The sequence below is a fragment of the Pseudomonas sp. JL27(2026) genome (assembly GCF_056933555.1).
The window spans coordinates 3,107,705-3,132,143 of sequence record NZ_CM167794.1 but is presented as its reverse complement, the minus strand read 5'-3'; the positions used below and the strand labels follow the sequence as shown (position 1 = coordinate 3,132,143).

The window sequence follows — 24,439 nt, the reverse complement described above, 5'->3', positions numbered from 1 at the left end:
AAGAAAATGCACGATGAACGGTCCGGCAACTCAAGAGGTACAAGTGTTTGTTTTGATAAGGACCGGCTCTTGCCGGTCACACAAACACAATTTCATAGGGCATGCGTATGCGTTCCAGGACCACCCGGGGCAAGGTCGGCGCAATACCGAGTTCCGGCTCGCCTTCCAACTGGCTGGCGTAGGCATGGGTGGCGTGGCGCTTGCGTGCTACGGTCCAGGTGTCCAGGCGCAGCTTGCGTGCCCGGTGCCAAGGGATCAGCCCTTGCTCGCGCAACGGCCAGTGCCAGGCCCACAGCGGTACTTCGTGGAGACTGGCGCCCACCATGCTCGCCGCTTTCGCGGCGGCGCGGCCGACCGTGTCATGGTCGACGTTGCCGTCTTCGCTCCAGGTACTGAAGACCACATCACCGGGGCGCAGGTAGCGGGCGATGAACTGGGTCAATTGATGTTCGTGTTCGGCCAGGGCGTTGTCGGTGAAACCGCCGCGAATCCATTTCAGGCTGTGCATGGGCACGCCGAGGCGGCGCAGGGCTTCGACACTTTCCTGGGGACGAAACACGCTCAGGCGTTGTTCCGACCACAGGTGCGAGCCAGGATGGCTGGCGCTGCCGTCGGTGATCGAGATCAGTTGCAGGGGATGGCCAAGTGTCGACAGTACTTGCAGCAGGCCGCCACAGGTGACGACTTCGTCGCCCGGATGAGGCGCAATGACGACGGCGCGGGCATCAGCGGGGATCAGCGTACCGATGTTGACGAACGGGATCTCGTCCAATTGTCGGGCGTTGTTCCATATCTGCGTGGGCAGATTGGCTTCGGCGATGGAAACGGATTTCATGAGTACCACATCCTTGTTCTGACATGCCGTCGATCATGCTTGAGAGCCCTGAAAGCCTCCTGATGCAGATCCCGTGACGGCCAATTGATATCACTGTGCAGCGCTCCTGTCCTGGATTGCTGCGGGCAGAGTATTGCCCATACAACGCGATCCGTCGCGGCCACATTGACGTTTTTTACGAAAAAACCGGATCAGGTACTAAAAAAAACACCATATCAGATGTAAATGCGAGAACCCGATGGGGGGCGGGAGCCCTCTGTCTTTACGTTGACGCAAGCGTCAAGAGCGGCCGTTTTGGCTGATTTACTCGTCGACGTTCATCTCAGTCGTCATCCCCACGCTGTAGTTCGAACAGCAGCAGCGAGCGCCCGGTCACGGAGTACTCATGGTTGAAATCGAAACGTTCCTGGCCGCGAATCGACGGTTGACAGGTATCGATCACGCAGGTCCAAAAGCCGCCGTCGGGGACTTGCGGCAGGTGGAAGTTGACGATGTCGTGATGGGCGTTGACCACCAGCAGCAAGGTAGCGTCCGCGCCTTTGCGACGGATGCCGGTTTCCTGGGCCCGGCCATCGAGCAACATACCCAGGCACCGCCCGTGGCCGTCCTGCCATTGTTCGGTGGACATCTCCTCACCGTCAGGTGCCAGCCAGGTCACGTCCTTGACGCCGATGTCCTCGTTGTAATTGCCCACCAGAAACCGCCCGCGCCGCAGGACCGGGTAGTTCAGGCGTAGCTTGATCAGGCGTTTGACGAACTTGAGCAAGGCCTTGCCGTCGTCGCTCAGGTCCCAATTGACCCAACCGATTTCGCTGTCTTGGCAGTAGGCGTTGTTGTTGCCGTGCTGGGTCCGGGCGAACTCATCGCCGGCCACCAGCATGGGTGTGCCCTGGGCCAGGAGCAGGGTGGCGAAGAAGTTGCGCATTTGGCGCTGGCGCAGTTCGTTGATCTGCGGGTCGTCGGTGGGGCCTTCCACGCCGTGGTTCCACGACAGGTTGTTGTTGCTGCCATCCTGATTGTCTTCGTCGTTGGCCTCGTTGTGTTTGTCGTTGTAGGAGACCAGATCGTTGAGGGTAAAGCCGTCGTGGGCGGTGATGAAGTTCATTGACGAGTATGGGCGGCGGCCGCGCTGGTTGAACATCTCCCCGGAGGCGGTCATGCGACCGGCAAAGTCGGCGAGCTGGCCGTCGTCACCCTTCCAGAACGCGCGCACGGTGTCGCGGAAACGGTCGTTCCATTCGACCCACCCCGGTGGAAACCCGCCGACCTGGTAGCCGCCAGGGCCACAATCCCAAGGTTCGGCGATCATTTTCACCCGCCGTAAAACCGGGTCCTGGCGACAGGCCACGAGGAAGCTGTGACGCTCGTCAAAACCATCGTGGTAACGCCCCAGAATGGTGGCGAGGTCGAAGCGGAATCCGTCGATGTGCACTTCCGTGGCCCAGTAGCGCAACGAGTCGGTGACCATTTGCAGCACGCACGGGTGGCTCAGGTCCAGGGTGTTGCCGGTCCCGGAATCATTGATGTAGAAGCGTTTGTCGTCCGGCATCAGCCGGTAGTAGGAGGCGTTGTCGATCCCGCGCATCGACAGCGTCGGGCCTTGCTCGTTGCCTTCGGCGGTGTGGTTGTAGACCACGTCGAGGATCACTTCAAGGTTGGCTTCGTGCAGGTGCGCAACCATCTCCTTGAGTTCGGCAATCTTGCCGCTGGCCAGGTAGCGCGGGTCCGGGGCAAAGAACGCGATGCTGTTGTAGCCCCAGTAATTGGCCATGCCCTTGTGCAGCAAGTGCTGGTCATTGACGAAGGCATGAATGGGCAGCAACTCGACCGATGACACACCGAGTTTGCGGATGTGTTCCAGCACATCATCGACCATCAACCCGGCAAACGTCCCGCGTATGTTTTCCGGCACCGAGGGGTGACGCATGCTGATGCCGCGCACGTGAGCCTCATAAATGATCGTCCGGTCCCACGGTACGCTGACACGGTGGTCGTGTCCCCAGGTGTGGGCGGGGTCGATCACTCTGCATTTGGGCACGAAGGGCGCGCTGTCGCGGTCGTCGAAGCTGAGGTCGGCGTCAGCATGGCCGATGGTGTAGCCGAACAGCGCTTCGGACCATTTCAACTGGCCGATCAACTGCTTGGCATACGGGTCGATGAGCAGTTTGTGGGGGTTGAAACGGTGGCCGTTTTGCGGGTCATACGGGCCGTAGACCCGGTAGCCGTAAATCAGCCCCGGATGGGCATCCGGCAGGTAGCCATGGAAGATTTCGTCGGTGTATTCCGGCAGCTCGATGCGTTCCAGTTCCACTTCGCCGGCATCGTCGAACAGGCACAGTTCGACCTTGGTAGCGTGGGCGGAAAACAACGCGAAGTTGACCCCCAGGCCATCCCAGGTCGCACCGAGCGGGAAGGGCAAGCCTTCACGGATTCGCGAGGCTTCGGCCTGAAGTTCTGGCGCGGCTTTACTGGGCGTGGTCATAGAGGCTCCTGCGGCGAGAGTGGGCAATGACACGGTGCAGACCGGGTTCTGGAGGGCGAACCAACCCGGTGTGGCGCGTGTGGTCGCCACGGGTCAAGTCAGGATGACGGGGTGTGCGTCGTCAGCGGGCCGGTGGTTTGCGCGGTGTCCGTGGCTTTTTCGGTTCGGCGCTTTTCTCACCGGGTGTTGCAACGACTGATGTAACGGTCGGTGCCTTGGTTCGGGTTTTGGTTTTTGGTTCGGCAGTTTTACTGGCGGCGGGGTTGCCGGTCGGGGCTTTGCCTGCACCGGTTCTTGACGGTTTGCTGGGGGCCAGGGCTTCGGCTTCTGCCAGTTTGTGGGCCATTTCCCAATGGCGGGCCTCCTGGCCTTCGGGTTTTCCTTCGGACTCCCAGATCTGGTAAGCAAACTCACGAACGCGTTTTTCGTCGGTACTCATTTCAATGCTCCTGAACTGAACTCAAGTCTGGATAAAGGGATTGACCGGGAAGCCCTCCAGCGCGGCGGTGGGCGGGGGCGGGGCGCTCATCGGTCACGCTCGGCCGCTTGAAGTCTGGCGCAGGCGAGCATTTCCAGGCGCCGTGCTGCATCGGGTTCGTCCAGCAGCGTTTCGCTGTGGGTCGGCAAGCGGCGGCGCCAGTTGGGGTGGCTGTCGAGGGTGCCCGGCAGGTTGGCCTGCTCGTTGAGGCCCAATGCATCTTCGAGCGGCAGCAACACCAAAGGTGCGCGGGTGTGGCCGAGGAAGCGCACGCTGGCATCGAGCACTTCATCGGTTTCATGACGTTCTTCGCGAAAGTTCTGCGGGTCTTCGCTCAGGGCGCGACGCAAGCCTTCGCGTTCACGCTGCCGGTGTTCGCGCCATTGTTGCTCGCCGTGGCTGTCGGTCAGGCCGAGGCGAGCGTTCCAGTCGATATCGCGTCCATGCCACCAGCCATTGAGCGTGGGCAAGTCGTGGGTGCTGGTGGTGGCCAGCGCATTGTCCGGCCAGTCGAGGATCGGCTTGAAGCGCAGGTTGTGGTCCTGCTCAAACAGCAATACGCGCATGCCGAGGATCGAGCGGGCGCTGAGCTTTTCCCGCAGCCCTTCGGGCACGGTGCCCAGGTCTTCACCGAGGACGATGGCCTGGTGCCGATGGGATTCGAGGGTCAGCAACCGCAGCAAGTCGTCCACCGGGTAATACAGGTAGGCGCCGTCGCTCGGGGGGGCGCCATTGGGGATTACCCACAAGCGTTGCAGGCCCATGATGTGGTCGATGCGCAGGCCCCCGGCATGGGCGAAATTGGCTCGCAGCATTTCAATGAAGGCCCGAAACCCGTTGCGCACCAGACCTTCGGGGGAAAATGCGGAGACCCCCCAGCCCTGACCTGCACGGCTGAGGATGTCCGGTGGTGCGCCGACGGTCAGCGAAGCCAGCAATTCGTCCTGCCGGCTCCAGGCCTGGCTGCCGCCGCCATCGGCCCCCACTGCGAGGTCAGTGATCAGGCCGATGCCCATGCCGCTGCTGCGCGCGGCTGTTTGCGCGCGCTCCAGGCAGCGGGTGATCAGCCATTGGCAAAAGGCATGGAAGCCGATGCGCCCGGCATTTTGCTCGGCGAACTCCGCCAGGGCACTGCTGCGCGGGTCACGCCAGTGTTCTGGCCATTGGCGCCAGTCCGGGCTCGCGCCCTGGGCCGCACAGGTTTCCTGCAAGGCTTCGAAGCGGCAATGGTTCTCCAGCGCCTCGCCACCGGTGTGACGAAAGCTGCTGAAGTCTTCATGCAATGGGTGCTCACCCTGACAAAAGCCTTCATACAAGGCTTGCAGCAGGCGTTGCCGGGCCTCGGCAGCCGCGGGCCAGTCGATCAACGGCAGTTGTTCCAGGGCTTTTAAGGATTCCGCCAGGCCGGTGGCGTCAATCGCTGCGCGTAGCGCCCGTTCACCGAGAATCGCTCCGGGCGAGGCGTACAGGCTGTTGAGGAACAAGCGGCTGGAAGGCGAGTACGGACTGTAGCGATGCGTGTCATTGGCAAACATGGCGTGCAACGGGCTGATGGCCAAGGCGTCGGCGCCACGCTCACCAGCGACCCGGGCGAGATTTTCCAGCGCCAGGGTGTCGCCAAAGCCGCCATCACCGGGGCGTCGCAGGGCATACACTTGAACGCTCAAGCCCCAGGCCCTGGGTGTGGGGCTGTCGAGCGCGCTGGCCACGCTGTGGCAATGAGCCGGCGCAACAGCGAGAGTGAACTGGTATCCATCGATACTGACATGCTGATAACCGACCGGGATCATCCCTGGCAACACGGCATTTGAGTCAAGTTTCAGGCTGAGGACGGCACCGTCCTCAAGGTGGATTTCGCAGGGGGTTTGAGCAGGAAAATACCGGGCCAGGTCCAGGCCCACCCCGACATCGGCGGTCATCAACGGCGGGAGGTGGCTGTGTTGTTGGCGTTCTTGCAGTTGTAACAGGCTGGCGTCGATCTCCTGAGCGGTGTTCGCCGGGTGACCGAGCCCGTTCAGAACGGCTCGTAACACCGATTCAGCGACTTTCTGCGGGCGGCCATTGGCATCGATCCAGTCAACGGCCAGGCCTGCTCGGCTGGCGAGGATTTCCAGTTGGGCATCGCTCATTGGCGCTCTCCAGAAGTGAGGTGCATGGACGCTCGATGGCTGTGAACCCCAGTTCGGCCAGCCGTGGCAGGTGCTGTTCCAGCATGACGGCGCCGTGAGGCCAGGTGTCCAGCGTCCGTAATGGCATCCGGCAAGCCCTCTTACACGTTGGCTGACTTGCCCAGCGCCTTGGCCACCAGTTGTTCGTAAAGTTCGGCATAGGGTTCGACAGCCTTGCACCAGTTGAACGGCGCGGCCATGGCGCGGCAACGCATGGCGTTGAACAACCCTGGGAAGGCGAACACCTTGAAGGCGCGGCGCAGGGCTTGCTCATAGCTCTCGACCGTCGATTCGTCGAAGAGAAAACCGGTGACGCCGTTTTCAATGGTGTCGGCCAGGCCTCCGGTATTGCGCGCCACGGGCAGCGAGCCGAAGCGTTGGGCGTACATCTGGCTCAGGCCGCAGGGTTCATAGCGCGAGGGCATCAGCAGAAAATCGCTGCCGGCGAACATGCGTCGAGCGTCGGTTTCGTTGAAGCCGATGTGCACGCCGATCTGTCCGGGGAAACGCAAGGCGAGGGCACGCATGGCCTGTTCTTCCTCGGGCTCGCCGCGCCCGATGATCGCGATCTGACCGCCCGAGGCGACGATGAAGGCGGCGACAGCTTCGGTCAGGTCCAGACCTTTCTGGTAGACCAGCCGCGAGACCACGGCAAACAGCGGCCCCTTGGAGTCTTTCAGGCCAAACAACTGGCGAACATGGGCGGTATTGACTGCCTTGGCGTCCCAGTCGCCAATGCTGAACGGGCAGAACAGGTGCGGGTCGGTGGCCGCGTCCCAGCTTTCGTCAATGCCATTGGGAATGCCACTGAGCAGGCCTTGCTGGGTTTTGCTGGCGAGGAAACCATCCAGACCGCAGCCGAAGGCCGGGGTGGTGATTTCCTGCGCGTACGTGGCGCTGACGGTGGTGATGTGGTTGGCATAGGCCATGCCGGCCTTGAGAAAAGACAGCTTGCCGTAGAACTCCATGCCTTCCTGTTGCAGGGCATGTTCGGGAATGCCCAGCTCCGGACAGGAGGTCAGGCTGACCACGCCCTGATAGGCGAGGTTGTGAATGGTGAACAGTGTCGGTGTGCGCTGCCCGCGCCAGTGCATATAGGCCGGCGCGAGGCCTGCGGGCCAGTCGTGGGCATGCACCAGATCCGGGCACCAGTGGATTTGCGCCAGGTTGGCGGCAATATCGGCGGCGGCAAGCCCCAGGCGGGCGAAGCGGATATGGTTGTCCGGCCAGTCGCGACCGTTGTTGGCGCCATAAGGCGAGCCGTCGCGTTCATATAATTGCGGGCAGATCAGTACGTAAATCACCAGGCCGTCGGGCATGTCCATGCGCCCGATCTTGCAGGGTGGCAACGCCGCGTGGCCGCAAAGTTCACCGATGATGTGGATCGGGTTTTCGCTGTGCAGCACTTGCGGGTAACCGGGGATCAACACCCGCACATCATGCAAATGCGCCATTGCCCGAGGCAGTGCCGCGCAGACGTCACCCAGCCCCCCGGTTTTCACCAGGTCGGCGATTTCGGAGGTCACGAACAAGACTTTTTTCTTGTTCGGATTCTGACTGGAGGCTGGCAGTACCGGCTTCGCACCCGGGGCCAGAACCGTCATCGAGGTGGCGGTACTGGCCTGCGATTGAGAACGCGCTCCCTGGACTTCCAAAGCGGCACTGATCATGAGTCTCTCCCGTCTTATTGATCTGTTTCTGGTTTCGCACCAGCGGACCCGATGGCCAATGCCTTTGGCCAGGCGCAATAGCACTACGCAGAGAAGAGCAAGGCTGCCCAATGCGTTGAAGCAGAAAGGGTGGAGGAACCATTGCAAGGATTGCACCAGTCACCGCAGCCCTATCTTTAACCTGACCCGTCGCTTGAGCGAAAAGTTTCGAGTTTTTTCAAGGCAGATGACTGGCCGGTTTTCCTTCGCGAAACTCAGTCTAGGCCAGAACCTAGAGCGGGGCAGGCCGGACTGATGAATTGTTCGACAATCGGTTTTGAACGGCGGTTTACGTGGGTTGCAAGGGGAGGTATGCACCGACGAAGGGCACTTTTGAGTACGCGCGAGGGCGAAAAGAGGGAGCGTGGTGCCAGGTAATGACGCGAGGTCAGCATCCACGACGCACAATTATGGTGCGGCTGACGGGCGGCGCCCGTCAGCCTCGAATGCCAAGTCTATTCAGTTGAGCACGCGCAGTGGCTGCCCCGCCAAGCGAACACCTGTCAGGGAGTCGGATTGTTCTTGTTCAGCCAGCCGAGCAAGGCTTGATGGAAGCGGGTAGGCTCCTCCATCTGTGGCGCATGCCCCAGCTCTGGAAACTCTATCAGGGTGGACCTTGGAATGAGCTGGGCGACTTGTTTGCCAAGCACATCGTAGTGACCGATTTTCGCCTTCACTTCAGGCGGTGCGATGTCTTTGCCGAGGGCGGTGGTGTCGGCGGTGCCGATTAACAGCAGGGTCGGTGTTTTCAGGTCTTTGAATTCGTAGAACACTGGCTGGGTGAAGATCATGTCGTAGATCAGGGCCGAGTTCCACGCCACTTGAGTACGGCCCGGGCCTTTGCTCAACCCGGCGAGCATGTCCACCCAGCGGTCAAACTCCGGCCGCCAGTGGCCAGCGTAATAAGTGTTGCGTTCATAGTCGCGAATGTTCTCGGCGGTCAGTTTGAGTTCACGCGCGTACCATTGGTCGATGGTTCGGTAAGGCACGCCGAGGGCTTTCCAGTCTTCCAGGCCGATGGGATTGACCAGCGCCAGTTGTTCGACGTGTTCTGGATATTGCAAGGCGTAACGGGTGGCAAGCATGCCACCCGTGGAATGGCCCAGCAGCGTAGCTTTTTGAATGCCCAGTTTGCTCAGAAGGTCATGGGTGTTGGCGGCCAGTTGCTGAAAACTGTACTGATAGTTGTCGGGTTTGCTGGAGGTGCAAAAACCGATCTGGTCTGGGGCGATCACCCGATAACCGGCGGCACTGAGCGCCTTGATCGAACCTTCCCACGTGGCTGAGCAAAAGTTTTTACCGTGCATCAGCACGATGCTGCGCCCGTTGGCCTTGGTACTGGGAGGTACGTCCATGAAGCCCATTTCCAAGGGCTTTCCCTGGGACTCAAAGGTGAAATGTTGAACCGGGTAGGGGTAGTCGAAGCCCTGCAATTGCGGACCGTATGCGGGGCCGTCGGCATGGACGATGGTTGGCAGGGCAGCAGACAGCAACAGCAGCCATAAGGGCTGTAATTTAGGCATTGATGGACTCCGTGTCGAAAAGCCCGATGCTGGTGTGACCTGATTAGGGGGGGATTAAGGAGGGCGGTGATCAGTCTCAGGCGTTCAACTCATCCAGCCCAGCGTTATCAGCGCCAGCACCCCGTAGCGGGCACCCTTGGCCAGGGTCACGATCAACAGAAAGCGTGCGAGCGGTTCACGCATCACCCCGGCAATCATTGTGAGCGGGTCACCGATGATCGGCACCCAGCTCAGCCACAACGACCAGTGCCCATAGCGTTGGTAATGCCCCCGAGCCTTGTCCAGGTGCCGGGGGCTGACCGGAAACCAGCGCCGGCCCTTGAAGCGCTCGACGCTGCGCCCCAGCCACCAGTTCAGCAGCGAGCCGAGGACATTGCCCAAGGTGGCGATGGCCAGCAACGTCCAGAGCCAATACCGTTCGCTCAGCAACAAGCCCACCAGCAGCGCCTCGGACTGCAACGGCAACAGGGTCGCGGCGCCGAAGGCCGCCAGGAACAGCCCGAGGTAACCCGCGAGCATTACCGGGCCGGGTAGTCGGCGATCACTTCATCGGTGCCATTGCTTCTCAGCCCAATCACTTGGTAAGCGTCGACCTGGCCGCCCATTTCCATGCCGGGCGAACCGGTTGGCATGCCCGGTACAGCAATGCCCAACAGGTCCGGGCGTTTACTCAGGGCCAGTACCTGTTCGGCCGGCACATGGCCCTCAACGAATTTGCCGTTGATCACGCCGGTATGGCACGAGGCCAGACGCGGTGCCACGCCGAGGCGCTGCTTGACGGCGCTCATGTCGGGCTCGACGTGGTCGATGACCTTGAAACCGTTGGCTTCCAGGTGTGAGATCCAGCTTTTGCAGCAGCCGCAATTCGCGTCGCGGTGCACGTCGATGGGGATCAGGTCGGCCGCCTGGGCCATGGAGCTGATGAACAGGGCGCCAAGGGCAGCCAGCCGCAGTGTGTTTCGCATGGGAAGTCTCTTGTCGATCGTTGTTGGGGTCAGAACCACAGCCGGATGCCTGCGACGAACCGTGCTTCATTGGTGTCGTCACCGTCCTCGCGGGCGTAATCCGCCGTGTTGCCGTATGAGCGACTCCAGCTCACGCCGATGTACGGGGCAAACTGCGGGACGATTTCGTAACGCAGGCGCACACCGGCTTCAGTGTTCGCCAACCCGGCACCGATGCCGCGTTCAGGGTCGTTGCGGGTGTAGGCATTGACCTCGGCGGTCGGCTGAAGAATCAGCCGGTTGGTCAGCAGGATGTCGTAGTCGCCTTCCAGTCGGAGCGCATTTTGCCCCCTTTCACCGACAAAAAAGGTTGCTTGTGTTTCAAAGTTATACAGCGCCATGCCTTGAAGGCCGAAGGCTGCCCAGGTTTGCGGCGCGCCGGGTTTGAAGTCCTGACGAACCCCGACGACCCCATCCCACCATGGACCCAGGGCATGGCCCCAGAGTGCCTGGACTTCGGCTTTCTCGGTGGCGCCGCTGCCGCGCTCACCTTCGGAGCGCAACCAGAGACGGTCGATGTCACCGCCGATCCAGCCACTGATGTCCCAATTCAAAGCACTGCCCGAACGAGCGTCCTGATACTCCAATTGATCGACCAGCAGAAAGCTGTTGATCGCCTTGTCGTGCACGCCATGCCCGGACACCGGCGGGAATGCAGCGCGACGGTCGGCGTCGGTGAGCGCTGGAATCGGCATGCGGCTCTCTGACGGCGCCATTGCCGAGTGATCCATGCCACTCATCTGGCTGTGGTCCATACCGGGCATTGGCGCATGCCCCATGCTGGAATGGTCCATGGTTTCGCCAGCCTGCGCCGACGTCATGTAGAGCCCCAGCGCAGCGGTAAGCAACAGATGACGGTTCATGACGGGCTCCCCGGTTCATCCACGCGCACTTCACGAAACATCCCCATCTCCATGTGGTACAGCAAGTGGCAGTGATAGGCCCAACGCCCGAGGGCATCGGCCGTGACCCGGTAACTGCGGCGGGTGCCGGGCGGCATGTCAATGGTGTGTTTGCGCACCTGGAAACGGCCGTTTTCGTCCTCCAGGTCACTCCACATGCCGTGCAGGTGAATCGGGTGGGTCATCATGGTGTCGTTGACCAGGGTGATGCGCAGCCGCTCGCCGTAAGTCAGGCGCAAGGGGCCGGCGTCGCTGAACTTGATGCCGTCAAACGACCAGGCGAATTTCTCCATGTGCCCGGTGAGGTGCAGCTCGATGGTGCGCGAAGGCTCGCGGCCATCCGGGTCGGCGAAGGTGCTTTTGAGGTCGGCATAGGTGAGCACGCGTCGACCGTTGTCCCGCAGGCCGATGCCGGGGTCGCCGAGTTTTGCGCTGGGGCTCATGGTCTGCATGTCCACCAGCGGGTTGTCGGTTTCGGACGCCGGGTGGGCCTGCATCGAGCCGCCCATGGCCGCCATGCTGCTGTGATCCATGCCCGGCATGGCGCTCATGCCCCCGTGGTCCATGCCCATGTCGGCCATGCTGATCAACGGGCGTGGGTCGAGCGCGGGTATCGCTGCCTGCAAGCCTTCGCTCAGGCTCAACGTGCCGCGAGCGTAGCCGCTGCGGTCCATGGCCTGGGCGAACAGGGTGTAGGCAGCTTGACTACCCGGTTCGACAATCACGTCGTACGTTTCGGCAACCGCAATGCGCAGTTCATCGACGCTCACGGGCTGCACGTACTGCCCGTCGGCCGCGACCACGGTCATTTTCAGGCCGGGGATGCGCAGGTCGAAGTAACTCATGGCCGAGCCGTTGATCAGCCGCAGCCGCAGTTTTTCGCCAGGCTTGAACAGGCCGGTCCAGTTGCTCGCGGGCGTCTGGCCGTTCATCAGGTAGGTGTAGGTCTGGCCGCTGACGTCGGCCAGGTCTGTAGGGCTCATGTTCATTTCAGCCCACATCGTGCGGTTGGCGACGGTGGCGCTCCAGCCGTCGCGGCTGACGTCTGCAATGAAGTCGCCAACCGTGCGCTTGTGGCGGTTGTAGTAGTCGGATTGTTTTTTCAGGGTGCGCATCAACTGGTCGGGCGCCTGGTCGCTCCAATCGCTGAGCATCACCACGTAGTCGCGGTCGTACTGGAAGGGCTCGGGCTCGCGAGCGTCAATGACCAGCGGGCCATACACCCCAGCCTGTTCCTGGAGGCCGGAGTGGCTGTGATACCAGTAAGTGCCATTTTGCCGGACCGTGAAGCGGTACTCGTAGAGGCCGTCCGGGGCGATGCCCTGAAAGCTCAAGCCTGGGACGCCGTCCATGTTGGCCGGCAGGATGATCCCGTGCCAATGGATCGAGGTGTCTTGTTGCAAGCGGTTGCGTACCCGGATCGTCACCGTGTCGCCTTCACGCCAGCGCAACAACGGCCCGGGCAGGCCGCCGTTGATGGTCATCGCAGTACGTGCTGCGCCGGTAAAATTGACCAGTGATTCGCCGATCCACAAGTCAAACCCGGTGCCGCGCAACGCCAACTGCTGGCCCGTGCCTTTGAGCGCCCACGCGGGCGGGTGCCACAGCCCGACCCCGGCCAGCAGGCTGCCGGCAGCCAGGCCCTTGATGAAGGTGCGTCTTGAAGGTGTGACGTGCATAACGAAAAAGTCCCCTCAGGCCTGATGATTCAGGAATGAGGGGACCTTATGCCGTGCGCGCTGTCAGGAAACTGAGGCGCGGATTACAGATTTGTCAGGCGCAGGCTCAACGCACCTTGAAGCGCCCCATGATCGAACTGACCCGACCGTTGGCCTCCAGCAATTGACGGGTATTGAGCTCGGTGGCGTGGCCGCTTTGCACCAACTCATCAACCATGTGGCGGATCTGTACCATGCTGCGGTTGATCTCCTCGGTCACTGCGCTCTGTTGTTCGGCGGCCGTGGCGATCTGGGTGCTCAGGCTGTTGATGTGGCTGACGGAGCCGGCCATTTCATCCAGCCCGGCGTTCACCCGCGCCGTGGCGTCGGCAGCGGATTGGCAACTGGCCTGGGTGTTTTCCATGGCGGTCACCGAGGAGCTGACACCTTGGGTCAGGCGGCTGAGCATTTCGTTGATTTGCGAGGTGCTGTCCTGGGTGCGGGCGGCGAGGGCGCGGACCTCGTCGGCAACCACCGCAAAACCGCGCCCCTGTTCACCGGCCCGAGCCGCTTCAATCGCTGCGTTCAACGCCAGCAGGTTGGTTTGCCCGGCAATCGCCCCGATCACCCCGAGGATTTCGGTAATACGCTGGGCATCCTGCTGCATGCTTTCGACCTTGTGCGTGGCGCTGGCGACTTCATCGATCAGGGCAATCACGCTGCTGGACGCTTCCCCGACCACCACTCGCGAGCGGTCGGCGTGTTCGTTGGCGCGCTGGGTGAAGGCAGCCGTTTCGGCGGCATTCTCGGCAACGCTGTCGGCGGTGGAACTCATTTCGGTGATGGCGGTGACGGTCTGGTCGGTTTCCGAGGCGTGGCGCACCAGAATCTGGTTGGTCTGGGCCGACGTCTGCTGGAGTTTTTCCAGGCTTGTGGCCATGGCGCCGGTAGCTTGGGTCACTTCGCCGATCATGCTTTGCAGGTAGGCGATAAACGTATTGACCGAGTGACCGATGGCGCCCAGTTCATCTTCGGCGCGGATGGTGATGCGTCGGGTCAGGTCGGCGTCGCCGGTCGACAGCGCATCGATGTTGGCTTTCAGGGCGGTCATGCGCTGGATCAATTGGCGAATGGCATACATCTGCAACAGCACCAACAGGATCACCATCGGGATCTGCAGCAGGCTCAGGGTGCCGAGCACGTCGTCACGCTGGGCGGTAATCAGTTGGGTCGGCAAGGCGGTGGCGAGGAACCACGGCGTGCCTTCTATAGGGCGCATGAAGAAGGTACTCGCCACGCCTTGATTGTCGAACTCGACCCGTTGCAGGGCGGTGTCGCGGCGCGCCAGCCCGGTCTTCACCTGAGCGGCAAACGGTGAACTGGCGGTGAGGTCGCTGATGTTTTTCAGCACGATTGGGCCGCTGATGCGCGAACTGTTACTGATGATCTTGCCGTCGGCTTCGACGATCAGCATCTCGGCGCCCAGGTCTTTTTCCTTGCGCGCGATCAGGTCGTTAAAGAAGCCCAGGGTCACGTCGATGGTCGACACCCCGTACGGCACGCCGTTGCGGGTGATCGCCATGGCGCAGTTGGTGCGCGGTTCGGCACTGGCGTCATCTTTATAGGCGGCAGCCCAGGCGCATTGGCCGCGGGGCGTTTGCATGCCGCCCTTGTACCAGGCCTGGTCGTAGTAGTTGGGCGCGGCGTCACTGTTCCAGAACGTGTTGACCGCCAACTGGCCCGAGGCATTGCGGTGCCAGAAGGTGCTGAACTTGTTGCGTCCGGCCTCACGCTGGCCGGGCAACGGCCAGATACCGCCGCCGAACACCTTCAGCTCGCCATATTGATCCACCAGCCCCGGCAGCACCGTGTCGATGGTCGCGCTGTCGAGCAGTGGAATGGTTTGGGTGATGGTGCGTTGCTGGGCCTGAACCTTGTTCAGTTCGCCCTGGATCTGTTGCGCCACTTCGCCAATGCGGTTCAGCGCCACTTGTTCTTCGGTGTGGCGCAGCTTGGGGGCGACCAACTGGCTGATGCCTGCCACGGTCAACCCGAACAGCACCAGGATGAACAGGACCAGAAACGAGGTGTAGCGGGCTTGAATCGTGCGCAATGCGGGCATGGGCCTGTCCTTGTGGAGCGTTCTTGTTATTCGACGCTTGACGTGTCGCAGCTTTGAGAAGTTATCGGCCTCGCAAAGCATGGCTTTAGTACGAACGTACAAGATTTGATGACTTGCAGACGACCGGTTGGTCACGAGGCTGGAACGCTGGAAAAAGCCGCTCAGCGAATCGTATGTAACCCGTTACAAAGGATATTCAGGTGCTTTTCATAGCGTGTTAAACAATTGTTTTAGCTAGCAAAACCTGGGGTCTTGGGATTTGTATCGTAAATGTACGAAAATTGTAAAAAGCGGAAATATTTGTTGGAGAGGGTCGGTGCCCTGCCGATACTTGGGCACATACATCGACTCAACAAGGATTTTTCATGCGCACCCAACAGGGATGTCAGCACCGAATGACTTGTGTCTTCCACATGCAAAAAACAGGAGCCTGGTCATGACCATCGGTAACGTTGGAGGTTGGACCAGCAAGGCCGGCCTATTGGTTCGTGAAAGCCCGAATTCGGGGAAAAAGGTCAGCCAGAGCGCCAAGGTCCGGCAGATGCTGGCGTTGGTGGGCACCAATCCGGCAGCGCTGGACACCGCCAAGATGGACGCCCAGAAGCTGCATAGAAACATCAAGGGTTTCGATCCGCAGAACGTCACCCCCAAGCAACTGGGCAGCATGAGTGCCTTTTTGAAAGGACAAGGCCTGATCAGCGATGTGACGTACCTGACGCTGATGAATGCGGGTGACAAGTTCGACCGTTTCGGCATCCAGAAAGAAGACGAAAAATTCAACGCGCTGGAGTACTTCGCCACGCAACTGGACACCATCCAGAACAACAACCTCAAGGGCAACAAGTACGCCAACGGTCTGATTCCCGAGTACAAGAAAGCCATTTACGTACTGCAGAACCTGTTCGAGTACGGCAAGGGCAATGGCACCACTGCACCACCGAACACCAAAGGCGTGAAAAGCGTCGTTTGATGCTCCTGCCACGGGCCCGCTTCGGGCCCGTGGACACAAGCAATTCCATCACGTCTTGTCGCCCGGATTCAGGCGGCTGACGGAGCCTGATGCGTCTCCCGGCGTACCGCAACCGCTTGTACGTCGTCATGCAGCCGTTGCATGTGCGGGCAGTACAGGTTCAGCGGCTGGCGTCTGGCGCCTCGATGCAACAGCGCGAGCCAGCCTTGGCCTGCGGGCATCAGGCCGGTAAACACAAAGCCTGCCAATGACAGTGCCTCAAGGTGTTGGCTCAATCGCCGGGAAAGCTCAAGCCTGAGAGAAACCAGCCAATGTTCAGGCAACCGCCACAGTTGATCGATTATCTGTGAGTCCAGGCCCTGGAGGGTCAGCTCAATTCGCTCATGGTGCTGACGAACCTGCAACGGTTTGGCTGGCAGTGGCGTAAACGTTGTGCGGGCCCCGAATGCCTCGGTCAACAAGTTACCCAACGCCTGATAGCGATCGCCCCAGTGCAAGGGCGGAAGTGGCCGGGTATGTCCATTGACCATCACATAGCCCAGCACGATGGTTTCCTGATGCGGGTTGCCGAAGGGCGAGGGCACGTAGTCGGGCAGCAGCCCGGTGCTGTGAAACCCGAGGGCGCGGGCCATTTTCTGGGTAAACGGATGGCTGGTGACTTGTTTGATCGAGATGATTTCCAGCCCCAATCGAGATGACCGGCGCAGCAGTTCGCGCCCGAGTCGGGTCGCCATGTGTCGGCCTTGCGCGTCGGGGTGTACCAGGATCAACGCCAGCTCCGCGTGAGCCGGGTCCAGTGGGTCGCGACACAGCGCGGCATGGCCGACCACCGTATCGCCATCCACCGCCAGCAGTGAGTACCAGTGACCGCTCGCATTGTGCTGGCTGATCATGCTGGGCAAGTACACGTCGGGTTGCACATAGCGCTGGCCGTAGACCTGACGGAACAATTCACTCACCGGCACCGCATCCGCGTGCCGCAAGCGTCGTAGCCTGAATGTGTTCATGGCATAAGCCCGGGCGGTTGAACGGTGTATTGGCGCAGGTCCAGAAACGGCAAGTGTTTGCCGCTACGAGGGTGAAGCTGCAAGGCGGTCGCCGAACAACGCTGCACTTGAACCTCGAGCTGAGCATCGCCGACCATCCGGCTGATCGCCGGGTCGTGATTGATCAGCGTGTCCCGCAAGGCCAGATCGAGGGCAGGCGTGGTGTCTGTGTCCCCGGCCCATTTCAAGGTGATGCGGTCCTTGTGGCCATCGCTCTGGATGACCACTTGCCATTGCAGGCTTCCCGTCAGTCGTTGAACGATGTCGCTGATTTCTTTTGCAAACAGCGTGGCGATCCCGACACGCACCCGTTGGCTCAGTGCGCTACGGCCCTGTAAGGCGAATTTGCGTCGGGCGCTCCCCGAGGGTTCACGCCAGCAGGCACGGTCACCGACCGGGTAGCGCAGCATCGGCATGAGCCGGCGTGTCAGGTTGCTGATCACCAGCAGGCCGGCGCGATCACATTCATCAATCACTTCACCGGTCTGCTCGTCGACAATCTCTACGAGTGTGTGTCCATCAAAGGCACGGTGTTCACCCAGCCCGCAATCGCGGGTGCTGGCCCCCACCAGTCCGGCATCGACGCAGGCGTACCCCACCGAGGCGATGCGGGCATTGGGGAACACCCGCTCAAGGATCGGCAACTGCGCCGCGAACAGGCTTTCGCCGCCATACAACACCGTCGTGACCTGCGGCAGGATGAGCTGCTGCTCCGCAAGCCAGGCGGCGAATCGCAGTAACTGCGCGGGAACACCCGCGAGCACATTGATGCGATGTTCGCCTATGGCCTGCGCGAGGGTTGTCGGGTCGACCTCGCCGGTAAAGGGGAACTCGGCGACAGGGATGCCGACATGTGCCAGGGACGCGTGAATAAACAGAAAACCGGCGTACAGGTCCCCGGCAAAAAACAGGTTGGCCACCCGGTCGCCAGCGGTCAACTGCGCCGCCAGACCTTGACCGAACGTGCGTACCATCTGTTGCCATTCGTCATGGGTGTACACCACCCGTTTTCCCTGGCTGGTCGAACCACCGGTTTTGAAAATCAGTGCATCGTGCGGGGTATCTGTCAGTACGGGCCACGTGTCCAGGTTCTGGCTGTCGTTCCAGAATGTGCCGGTATCGATCAAGGGCAAGTCTTCAAGTTTAAAACCAACTTCGGGCACGTTAATGAAGTGCGAAGCATAAAATAACGAACGTGTTCGGGCATACAAGGCAAGTTGTTCAAGTGAATAAATCATGGTGTGAGTCTTATTCTATTTAATAGGACGCTGAATGATTGAATACAGCGAAAGTGTTAAATGACGTTTTGAAGTTTTCTCAAATCAATCATCAGCGGCGACTTCCCGCTGTGCAGGTTTCGTTCAAATGAAGACTTTGGAACCGACTGAACGCTCAGTCGCAACAGCGAAGTGTTTACCGCAATCGAAATAGACGTGTTGCTCATCAAGCGCTGGCGTACCGCTTCGGCATCACCGTCTGTACGGACCTGTAGGCATTCGGTCCCGTTTGCGTCGTAATCAAGCACCATTTGCACATCACACCCCGCCAGTTGTGCCAGGTCGTCGGCGGAAAGAAAGTCCGAGGCCACCCGCAGTAATTTTCCGTGCCGTCGGAGCAGTTCGAAACGCGGCGTTCGCAAGCCACAGTCACAGTCACCGGCAACCCAGCGACCGCTGTCGCCAACGTCATACCGGTTGATGACCTGGCCCTCACGCGTGCGTGAGGTGAAAATCAGGCGCCCGACGTCGTCAGGGCCGACCGGCGTGTCGTCGTCGAAGTCGAGAATTTCCAGGTGCTGGGTATCGCCGAGCAGGTGGAAAACCCCATCGGGTGAATCCACACAACCATGACCCAGCGGCCCGGCATCTACCGACCCGTAAAGGGCGGAGCGGACCGTGGTCACACCGCAACTCTTCATCAACTGACGGCTGGACTCGCCCACATGCTCGCCACCCATGAATACCTTCTTGATACCGCCATAGGCCCGCAGACGCTGCTGCTCACTCAGAAACAAGCGCTGAAGCGTGCTCGGCATGCCGACCAGGGTGTTGATGCGCTGGTCGACTATCAACCGGGCAATTTCCGAGAAGTCATCGTCCGTCGGGCCGCCCATGGGCAACTGTAAAACGTCCATGCATTCAAGAATCCGGCTGAAACTCATGAGCCCGCCATACAGGTTTGAACCGTAGAACAGGTTCATCGCCCGGTCCTCCTGAGGGTCCAGCCCCAGGCTGAACAAACCGTCGGCGGCGGCGCGCATCTGGCGATTGAAATCGCGATAGCTGTATCCCGCCAGCACGGGGGTGCCACTGCTGCCTCCGGAACGGAAAAACAGCCGGGCGGCCGGGCTGACGGGTTGGCGAATGAACGCCGCTTTGTCCATGACGGGGCCGTGGGGCGGCAGGACTGTTGCGGGCCTGTCGAGCGTTGCGTGGTGGCTCAACACCCCCGGCGCCACGGTCACTGACACCCGACGGCTCATTCGCGTAAGGGCATAGACCCCGTCGTGAGGTTCGCCTGCGTAGCCGTCATGGATGGACCGGGGCGGGGCGATGCGCGTGACACCTGCGTGGAGAAGCGCCTCGGCCAGTGGCGCGGTCTGCAACGGATTGCAGATCAGCGCACAGCTTTGCAGCAAGCATCGCCACGGCGTCAGAGTCTGGGCGATCAGCGCACGCGGCACGGGTCGTAGCAGCAACGTGCGGAACAAGGGCGAAGCATCCATCGTGCGATGGTGTTCCCAGACAATCCGCCACTGCGCCGTGCCCCAGACCTGGCCCGTGGTGCCGGCGAAGCTTTGGTCGAGTCGGGCCAACGCCACGCGGGTGGTGATTTCCGAGGCTTCCTGTGCCGTCGGTGTCAGTGCGGGCCAGTGGTGGGCCCGGCGGTTGAAAGCCTCGGCCAGTTGTTCACCGACCTGTTGCAGGACGGCGGGTGTGTCGCTGTCCACCAGCACCCATTGCGGGCTGGAGCAGGCTTGCTGATCGAGCCGACAGACTTCGTCAACCAACGCATCGAGGGCTTGCGGTGAGGCTGCGTCGGGCGACAGATAGGCAAAGCTGATTTTGTGCCCCCAGTCGATCCAGCGGCACCCGCTGGGAATCTGTTGGGCAATCGCCTTGAGTGCGGTTTCCCCACCCCATGCGGAAACACCGTTGGCCTGGGCGCATAGCGAGGCGATTTCATGAGTCGCCGCCGGAATCACCGCGAGGTATGGGTTCAATCGGCCGCTTGCGTCGCTTTCAAGAAAGGTCGCCAGCAGTCGGGCGCTCAGGCCGTTGTCGCTGGAACTGGGGCGCAACCAATTGACGTTCCCGGCCAGCAAACCTTCGAGCGTTGCACATAATCCCAGCAGCTCTGCGTTGCCGGGTGTGATGTGAACGATCAGTCCCAAGGGTAGCCAGCGCTCGAAATGAGGTTGAGCGTAGTCGAAACGGCGTAGCGACTCGGCCTGCGTGCCCAGTTCGCGCTCAAGTTTGGCGGCCAGGGTGCTGCGCTGGCAGAAGGCAATGAGCCCTTGGCGCTGAGCGTCATCGAGCGTTAAATCATGATCTTCGCTCATCAATCGCTGAGCAAAGCGCTCCGCGCAATCCAGGACGGTCTGATGGGTGGGTGGGTGCGCGAGCAACTGTGGCAAGCAGGGTTGGAGGAGTGCAAGGGCGGTTTCAAGCGTGAGGTCGTCACGCAGTTGGCCGTTGATCAGGTACATGTCAGGCGCTCCTTATCAGTTCGGACGCCGCCATGGCGCAGCTGCGGCTGGCGCTGGTTCCCGCCCGGCCATGCAGCTCGAACCAGTCGGTAGCCGCGCCGCAATCGCAGGTACTGGCGGGGTGCAGGGTCGCCAGGTCACTCATGACAACCGAGTGCGCCGGGCTTGAGGTGATATAGGGCGAGACGAAATGCAGCAGGCCGGGCCGGCCGTACGGTTGCACGTTGAAATCCACCGGGTCGCGCACGAAAACCCTGGAGTACACCGGCACATGAAAGTGCTGGTTCACGCATTCGACGTAGGGTACGGCGTGTTCCACGGCACCATAACCGTCACGGCAACGGCGGGTGTCGATTCCCAATTGCCGGGCCACGCTGGCGTACAGGTGCGGCTTGGGCACCTCCTCACTGGCCTGGGTTTTCCAGCCGCCGCCCAGAAACACCAGTGAGTCGGGATGCAGTTGCATGGCGGGGGTGTTGAGGTCGCTCATCCTTTGCAGCGTGTGCCACAGGAACGCCGGGAAGCCGAAAATACGCACGGGCAAACCGTCCTCGGCAAACTCCTGGAGGGCCCGAATCACCCCGAAAAGATCAAAAGCGTGACCATTGCCGGTGGAGCGCAGCGCATAGACGGCCCGATTCACCGGGGCAAACCGGCACAGGAACTGATCGGTGTAGGAGGTTCCCAGCGTGGTTTCTCCCTCGGGCTCATAACTGAGCAGCAGGTAATTACACGGGGTGTCAGGGGTGTTCCAGCCATAGTGGTTGAAGATGTGACAGACCATGCCTTGCGCCGCCTGCATGCTGCGTGCGTCGTAACGCATCCGGCTTTTTTGCCCGCGGGTGCCGGAGGAGGTCAGCTCCAGTGCATCCTCGCCGGTGTCGCTGAGCAGTAAACGTCGTTTGAAGTAGTTGGCATACAACGGTGGCAATCGGGACCAGTCGTCCAGCGTTTCCAGCGCCTTGGCATCAAGCCCGTTCGCCACCAGCCAATGTTCGTAACCGGGAGTGTGGTGGCAATGGAACAGGCTGATTTCGTGCATGGCCCGTTCAAATAAACCCTGAGGCACGCAGGCCTGGCCGTAAGGCAGGGGCAGTGCGCATAACGCATCGGTGTTGGGTAAACAGATCATCAAAAATCCTTTTTTGATTGAATCAACTATAAACGCGGGCGTGAGAGGCGAGCAGAGGTCTCAAGGGCAACAGTGCAAGCAAACCGGCGAGACCGACCTCAAGGGCGAATAATTCAAGTGAGGCGCCGGCGCCCAGGGCTGCCAGCAACGACGCACCGCCCCCCATCACCGCCATGGAAATCATGCCGAGCAGGGCTGACACCAGGCCTTTGCTGTCGTCGCTGGTGAACAGTGCAAGCCGGTACAGCGCCGCGTTGCTCAGGCCCAGGCCAATGCAAGACAGTGCCAGGCCGCTGACCAGTACGAACACCGGGAGTTGGAACTGGCTGGTAATCACCAGCGCCACAAGCCCTGCACAAAATGGCCAGAGCGCGAGCTGGATCAGTCGATGCAGGGGAACGCTCTTGACCAGTTGATTGAGTAACAGATTGCCGACGATGATCGCGGCGAACACCGGGATCTGCCATAACGCGTACTCAAACGGTGACAGACCTTGCCCGTGGATGAGCAGTAACGGCGACAAGCCAATCCAGGCGATCAGCGGCAGGCTCATCAGCCCCAAGGCCATGCATGCGCAAACGAACCGCTGGTTGTTCAGCAGTGCGCGGTAGCGACGCACAATGGCCCGAAACTCAAACGGTGTCGGCTCAAGGCGTTGACCATCCTGGCGCCGTACGCCGACGGTTTCGGGCATGAACCCGTACAACGCCAGCCAAACAACGGCGCCTGACACGCCAAGTAACAGGAACAGTTCGCGCCAGGACATCCAGGTCAGCAACACGCTGCCAAGCAGCGGGCCAAGCAGTGGCGACAGCAGCGCGATGTTGCCCAGCACCGCCATGATGCGCACAGCGTCCGCTTCGCAAAAGACTTCCTGAAGGGCGGGATAGCTGACTGCGATAACAAACCCCAACCCCATGCCCTGAAGCAGGCGAACCAGGTTGAATACCTGAATGTCAGCGACCCAGACCGCCGCCAGGCAGGCGACGGAAAAGGCACCGGCCCCTATCAACAGGGTGATACGGCGACCAAAACAGTCGGAAAACGGCCCGATCAGCCATTGCAGCAGCACACCGCCCAGCAAGTACAAGTTGAAGGCGAAAGGAATGTGCCCCGCGCTGGCACCCAAGTCATGGGTCACTTGCACCATGGCGGGCATGATCATGTCGCTGGCCATGTAGGTCAGCAGTTCAAAGCAGGTTATGGCGAGGCAGAAGCCTGATATCCGGACGAGGCTGATAGAAATAAGAGGTTTAAACATGACGTCCCTGTCAATAGTAGTGTTGCTTGTTTGTGGCGGTAAGTAGCTGAAGTAAGAGTAGTCTTTAAAATCAATAATCCAAGATGGCAAAGTGAAGTAATAGTTGTCGGTATATGTCGCGGTTATTGTGTTTGTAAATATAAATCCGGTTGCTCTAAGCATCATGATCAGAACGAAAAAGCCCGCTCAGTGGCGGGCTTCTGTTCAATGTTGACAAGACCATTAACAGGGTTCGTCACCCCGGTATTACACAGCGGACCAAGGGATGGACTATCGGTGTTCGTAGTAAGCCGGGCCGCCATGGTAGTAGTGAGGGCCGCCGTGGTAATAGCCATGGCCGCCCCGTGGATAAAACACGCAGCCGCTCATGGTCAGGGTGATCAGCAGGGGAATCAGCAGTGTGATTCGAGGGAACATGTCTCAATCCTCAGGTTGACGCCCTGGTGAAGCAAAATCGCTTTCCGGGCTGTAACATGGGACCCTGTTTGCCGTCGCTTATCCCCGAAAAAGGGTAGGGACTTGGCATGCTTCACGACACAAACCGGATACACATTTTCAGGTTCAGGAACCCGCAATGACCCAGTCGCAACGTTTGAAATACTCGATTCTGATCTCCCTCGTGGTACTGGGGATCATGTTTGGCCTTACCTGGATGCAGAACGCAGGCATGATCAGCGAAAAGCTGTTCCAGTACATCGCCATCGGCGTGGCGGTTATCGTCGTCGTGGTCAATGGTGTAATGCGCCGCAAGGTCAAGCCCTGAACGCCGGCGCTGTCGGTTAGTCCTTCGTGTTGAGCACCGCAGCGGCCTGCTGATGCAGGCTGTAGCTCTTGTCCGGGTTCAATGTGATAACGCCTTCACTGCACAGGCGCTTCAAGACTTCGCGCACACTGAGAAACGACAGGGGAATGTCCAGTTCCAGCAAATGGCTGTGCACACCGCGCACACCCAGTGAGCGATCGCTACGGGCCGCCGTGAGCAGGGCGTCGATGACTTTCAGGCGGATGAGGCTGGTACGCAGGCCGAAGCTTTTGAGCAGGAACCTGATGCGTTCATTGCCCAGGCGCTCGGGACTTTTGGCAAAGACGCCGGCATTGAGGTTCATGGATACGCCGTTTGACACGTGGTGGCCTTCCGTTGGCAAATGCGAGTTGTACATACAAAAAACTCCTTTTCCAGAGCCTGATCATGAAGATGTGATGGGTGCTCTCAGTTACTAAGACGAACGAGTCAGGCAAATCATGAAGGCCTGGATGTAGAAAATTTGTTCGTATCACGTTTGAAACATGTCAAGGGCCGATGGCCGTTGCACCTAAGCGCTTAAATTTTCTGCGATTGCTTCGTCTTTAGGACAAGGCATGTTGCTGCTAAACCGACGTGCGGTCTTTTCCAGGCTGGGCTCGGTGTCCCTGTTTTCCACTGCGCGCCCTCCCTGGTTA

General features: G+C 60.4%; 20 protein-coding genes. 2 read left to right on the top strand and 18 right to left on the bottom strand.

The annotated features are described in order from the left end of the window. Window positions 1–76: 76 nt before the first annotated feature. From AC1Z1G_RS14115 to AC1Z1G_RS14065, 11 genes are all read right to left on the bottom strand, one after another. On the bottom strand, window positions 77–835 hold the full coding sequence (locus AC1Z1G_RS14115; protein WP_483620693.1) for a PIG-L deacetylase family protein: 759 nt from the start codon (window positions 833–835) through the stop codon (window positions 77–79). 322 nt (window positions 836–1,157) lie between these two features. After that, entirely contained in the window at window positions 1,158–3,317 is a 2,160-nt protein-coding gene (gene glgX, locus AC1Z1G_RS14110; RefSeq protein WP_483620692.1) for a glycogen debranching protein GlgX, read from the bottom strand. A 121-nt stretch (window positions 3,318–3,438) separates the two neighbouring features. Beyond that, window positions 3,439–3,756 (bottom strand): DUF2934 domain-containing protein, encoded by a 318-nt coding sequence (locus AC1Z1G_RS14105; protein ID WP_483620691.1) that lies wholly within the window; start codon window positions 3,754–3,756, stop codon window positions 3,439–3,441. An 86-nt stretch (window positions 3,757–3,842) separates the two neighbouring features. After that, window positions 3,843–5,924 (bottom strand): 4-alpha-glucanotransferase, encoded by a 2,082-nt coding sequence (malQ, locus tag AC1Z1G_RS14100; protein ID WP_483620690.1) that lies wholly within the window; start codon window positions 5,922–5,924, stop codon window positions 3,843–3,845. Between the two features lie 140 nt (window positions 5,925–6,064). After that, window positions 6,065–7,633: a glycogen synthase GlgA gene (gene glgA / locus AC1Z1G_RS14095; RefSeq protein ID WP_483620689.1), complete on the bottom strand. Its 1,569-nt coding sequence runs from the start codon at window positions 7,631–7,633 to the stop codon at window positions 6,065–6,067. Window positions 7,634–8,175: 542 nt separating this feature from the next. Further along, complete coding sequence (locus tag AC1Z1G_RS14090) at window positions 8,176–9,195, bottom strand: alpha/beta fold hydrolase (RefSeq protein WP_483620688.1); 1,020 nt, start codon at window positions 9,193–9,195, stop codon at window positions 8,176–8,178. 84 nt (window positions 9,196–9,279) lie between these two features. Further along, on the bottom strand, window positions 9,280–9,714 hold the full coding sequence (locus tag AC1Z1G_RS14085; protein WP_483620687.1) for a YqaA family protein: 435 nt from the start codon (window positions 9,712–9,714) through the stop codon (window positions 9,280–9,282). Further along, complete coding sequence (locus AC1Z1G_RS14080; protein WP_483620686.1) at window positions 9,714–10,160, bottom strand: DUF411 domain-containing protein; 447 nt, start codon at window positions 10,158–10,160, stop codon at window positions 9,714–9,716. The genes AC1Z1G_RS14085 and AC1Z1G_RS14080 overlap by 1 nt, the downstream gene beginning before the upstream one ends. A gap of 29 nt (window positions 10,161–10,189) precedes the next feature. Next, window positions 10,190–11,062 carry a copper resistance protein B gene (locus AC1Z1G_RS14075; protein ID WP_483620685.1) on the bottom strand — a complete coding sequence of 291 codons (873 nt, stop codon included), beginning with the start codon at window positions 11,060–11,062 and terminating at the stop codon, window positions 10,190–10,192. Further along, window positions 11,059–12,780: a copper resistance system multicopper oxidase gene (locus tag AC1Z1G_RS14070; protein ID WP_483620684.1), complete on the bottom strand. Its 1,722-nt coding sequence runs from the start codon at window positions 12,778–12,780 to the stop codon at window positions 11,059–11,061. The genes AC1Z1G_RS14075 and AC1Z1G_RS14070 overlap by 4 nt, the downstream gene beginning before the upstream one ends. Window positions 12,781–12,886: 106 nt before the next feature. After that, a complete protein-coding gene (locus tag AC1Z1G_RS14065) occupies window positions 12,887–14,881 on the bottom strand; it encodes a methyl-accepting chemotaxis protein (RefSeq protein ID WP_483620683.1) in 1,995 nt (664 codons plus the stop codon). Window positions 14,882–15,317: 436 nt separating this feature from the next. On the opposite strand from AC1Z1G_RS14065, the gene AC1Z1G_RS14060 reads away from it, so the two are divergent. Then, window positions 15,318–15,851 carry a hypothetical protein gene (locus AC1Z1G_RS14060; RefSeq protein ID WP_483620682.1) on the top strand — a complete coding sequence of 178 codons (534 nt, stop codon included), beginning with the start codon at window positions 15,318–15,320 and terminating at the stop codon, window positions 15,849–15,851. A 68-nt stretch (window positions 15,852–15,919) separates the two neighbouring features. Here AC1Z1G_RS14060 and AC1Z1G_RS14055 read toward each other — a convergent pair whose 3' ends face one another. From AC1Z1G_RS14055 to AC1Z1G_RS14030, 6 genes are all read right to left on the bottom strand, one after another. Continuing rightward, window positions 15,920–16,858, bottom strand: a complete 939-nt coding sequence (locus tag AC1Z1G_RS14055; protein ID WP_483620681.1) for a GNAT family N-acetyltransferase — start codon at window positions 16,856–16,858, stop codon at window positions 15,920–15,922. Further along, window positions 16,855–18,135, bottom strand: a complete 1,281-nt coding sequence (locus AC1Z1G_RS14050) for an AMP-binding protein (RefSeq protein WP_483620680.1) — start codon at window positions 18,133–18,135, stop codon at window positions 16,855–16,857. Before AC1Z1G_RS14050 ends, AC1Z1G_RS14055 begins: the two co-directional genes overlap by 4 nt. Before the next feature lie 56 nt (window positions 18,136–18,191). Beyond that, window positions 18,192–20,606 carry an acyl-CoA reductase gene (locus tag AC1Z1G_RS14045; RefSeq protein WP_483620679.1) on the bottom strand — a complete coding sequence of 805 codons (2,415 nt, stop codon included), beginning with the start codon at window positions 20,604–20,606 and terminating at the stop codon, window positions 18,192–18,194. Window position 20,607: 1 nt separating this feature from the next. Then, entirely contained in the window at window positions 20,608–21,738 is a 1,131-nt protein-coding gene (locus tag AC1Z1G_RS14040) for a LuxE/PaaK family acyltransferase (protein ID WP_483620678.1), read from the bottom strand. Between the two features lie 22 nt (window positions 21,739–21,760). Continuing rightward, window positions 21,761–22,999 (bottom strand): MFS transporter, encoded by a 1,239-nt coding sequence (locus AC1Z1G_RS14035; RefSeq protein ID WP_483620677.1) that lies wholly within the window; start codon window positions 22,997–22,999, stop codon window positions 21,761–21,763. A 270-nt stretch (window positions 23,000–23,269) separates the two neighbouring features. After that, complete coding sequence (locus AC1Z1G_RS14030) at window positions 23,270–23,416, bottom strand: hypothetical protein (protein ID WP_483620676.1); 147 nt, start codon at window positions 23,414–23,416, stop codon at window positions 23,270–23,272. Between the two features lie 157 nt (window positions 23,417–23,573). On the opposite strand from AC1Z1G_RS14030, the gene AC1Z1G_RS14025 reads away from it, so the two are divergent. Beyond that, entirely contained in the window at window positions 23,574–23,762 is a 189-nt protein-coding gene (locus AC1Z1G_RS14025) for a hypothetical protein (RefSeq protein WP_483620675.1), read from the top strand. A gap of 16 nt (window positions 23,763–23,778) precedes the next feature. On the opposite strand, the gene AC1Z1G_RS14020 is transcribed toward AC1Z1G_RS14025, so the two are convergent. After that, the gene (locus tag AC1Z1G_RS14020; protein WP_483620674.1) at window positions 23,779–24,159 is read right to left on the bottom strand and encodes a fe2+ zn2+ uptake regulation protein; all 381 of its coding nucleotides are present in this window, start codon (window positions 24,157–24,159) and stop codon (window positions 23,779–23,781) included. Window positions 24,160–24,439: the final 280 nt, after the last annotated feature.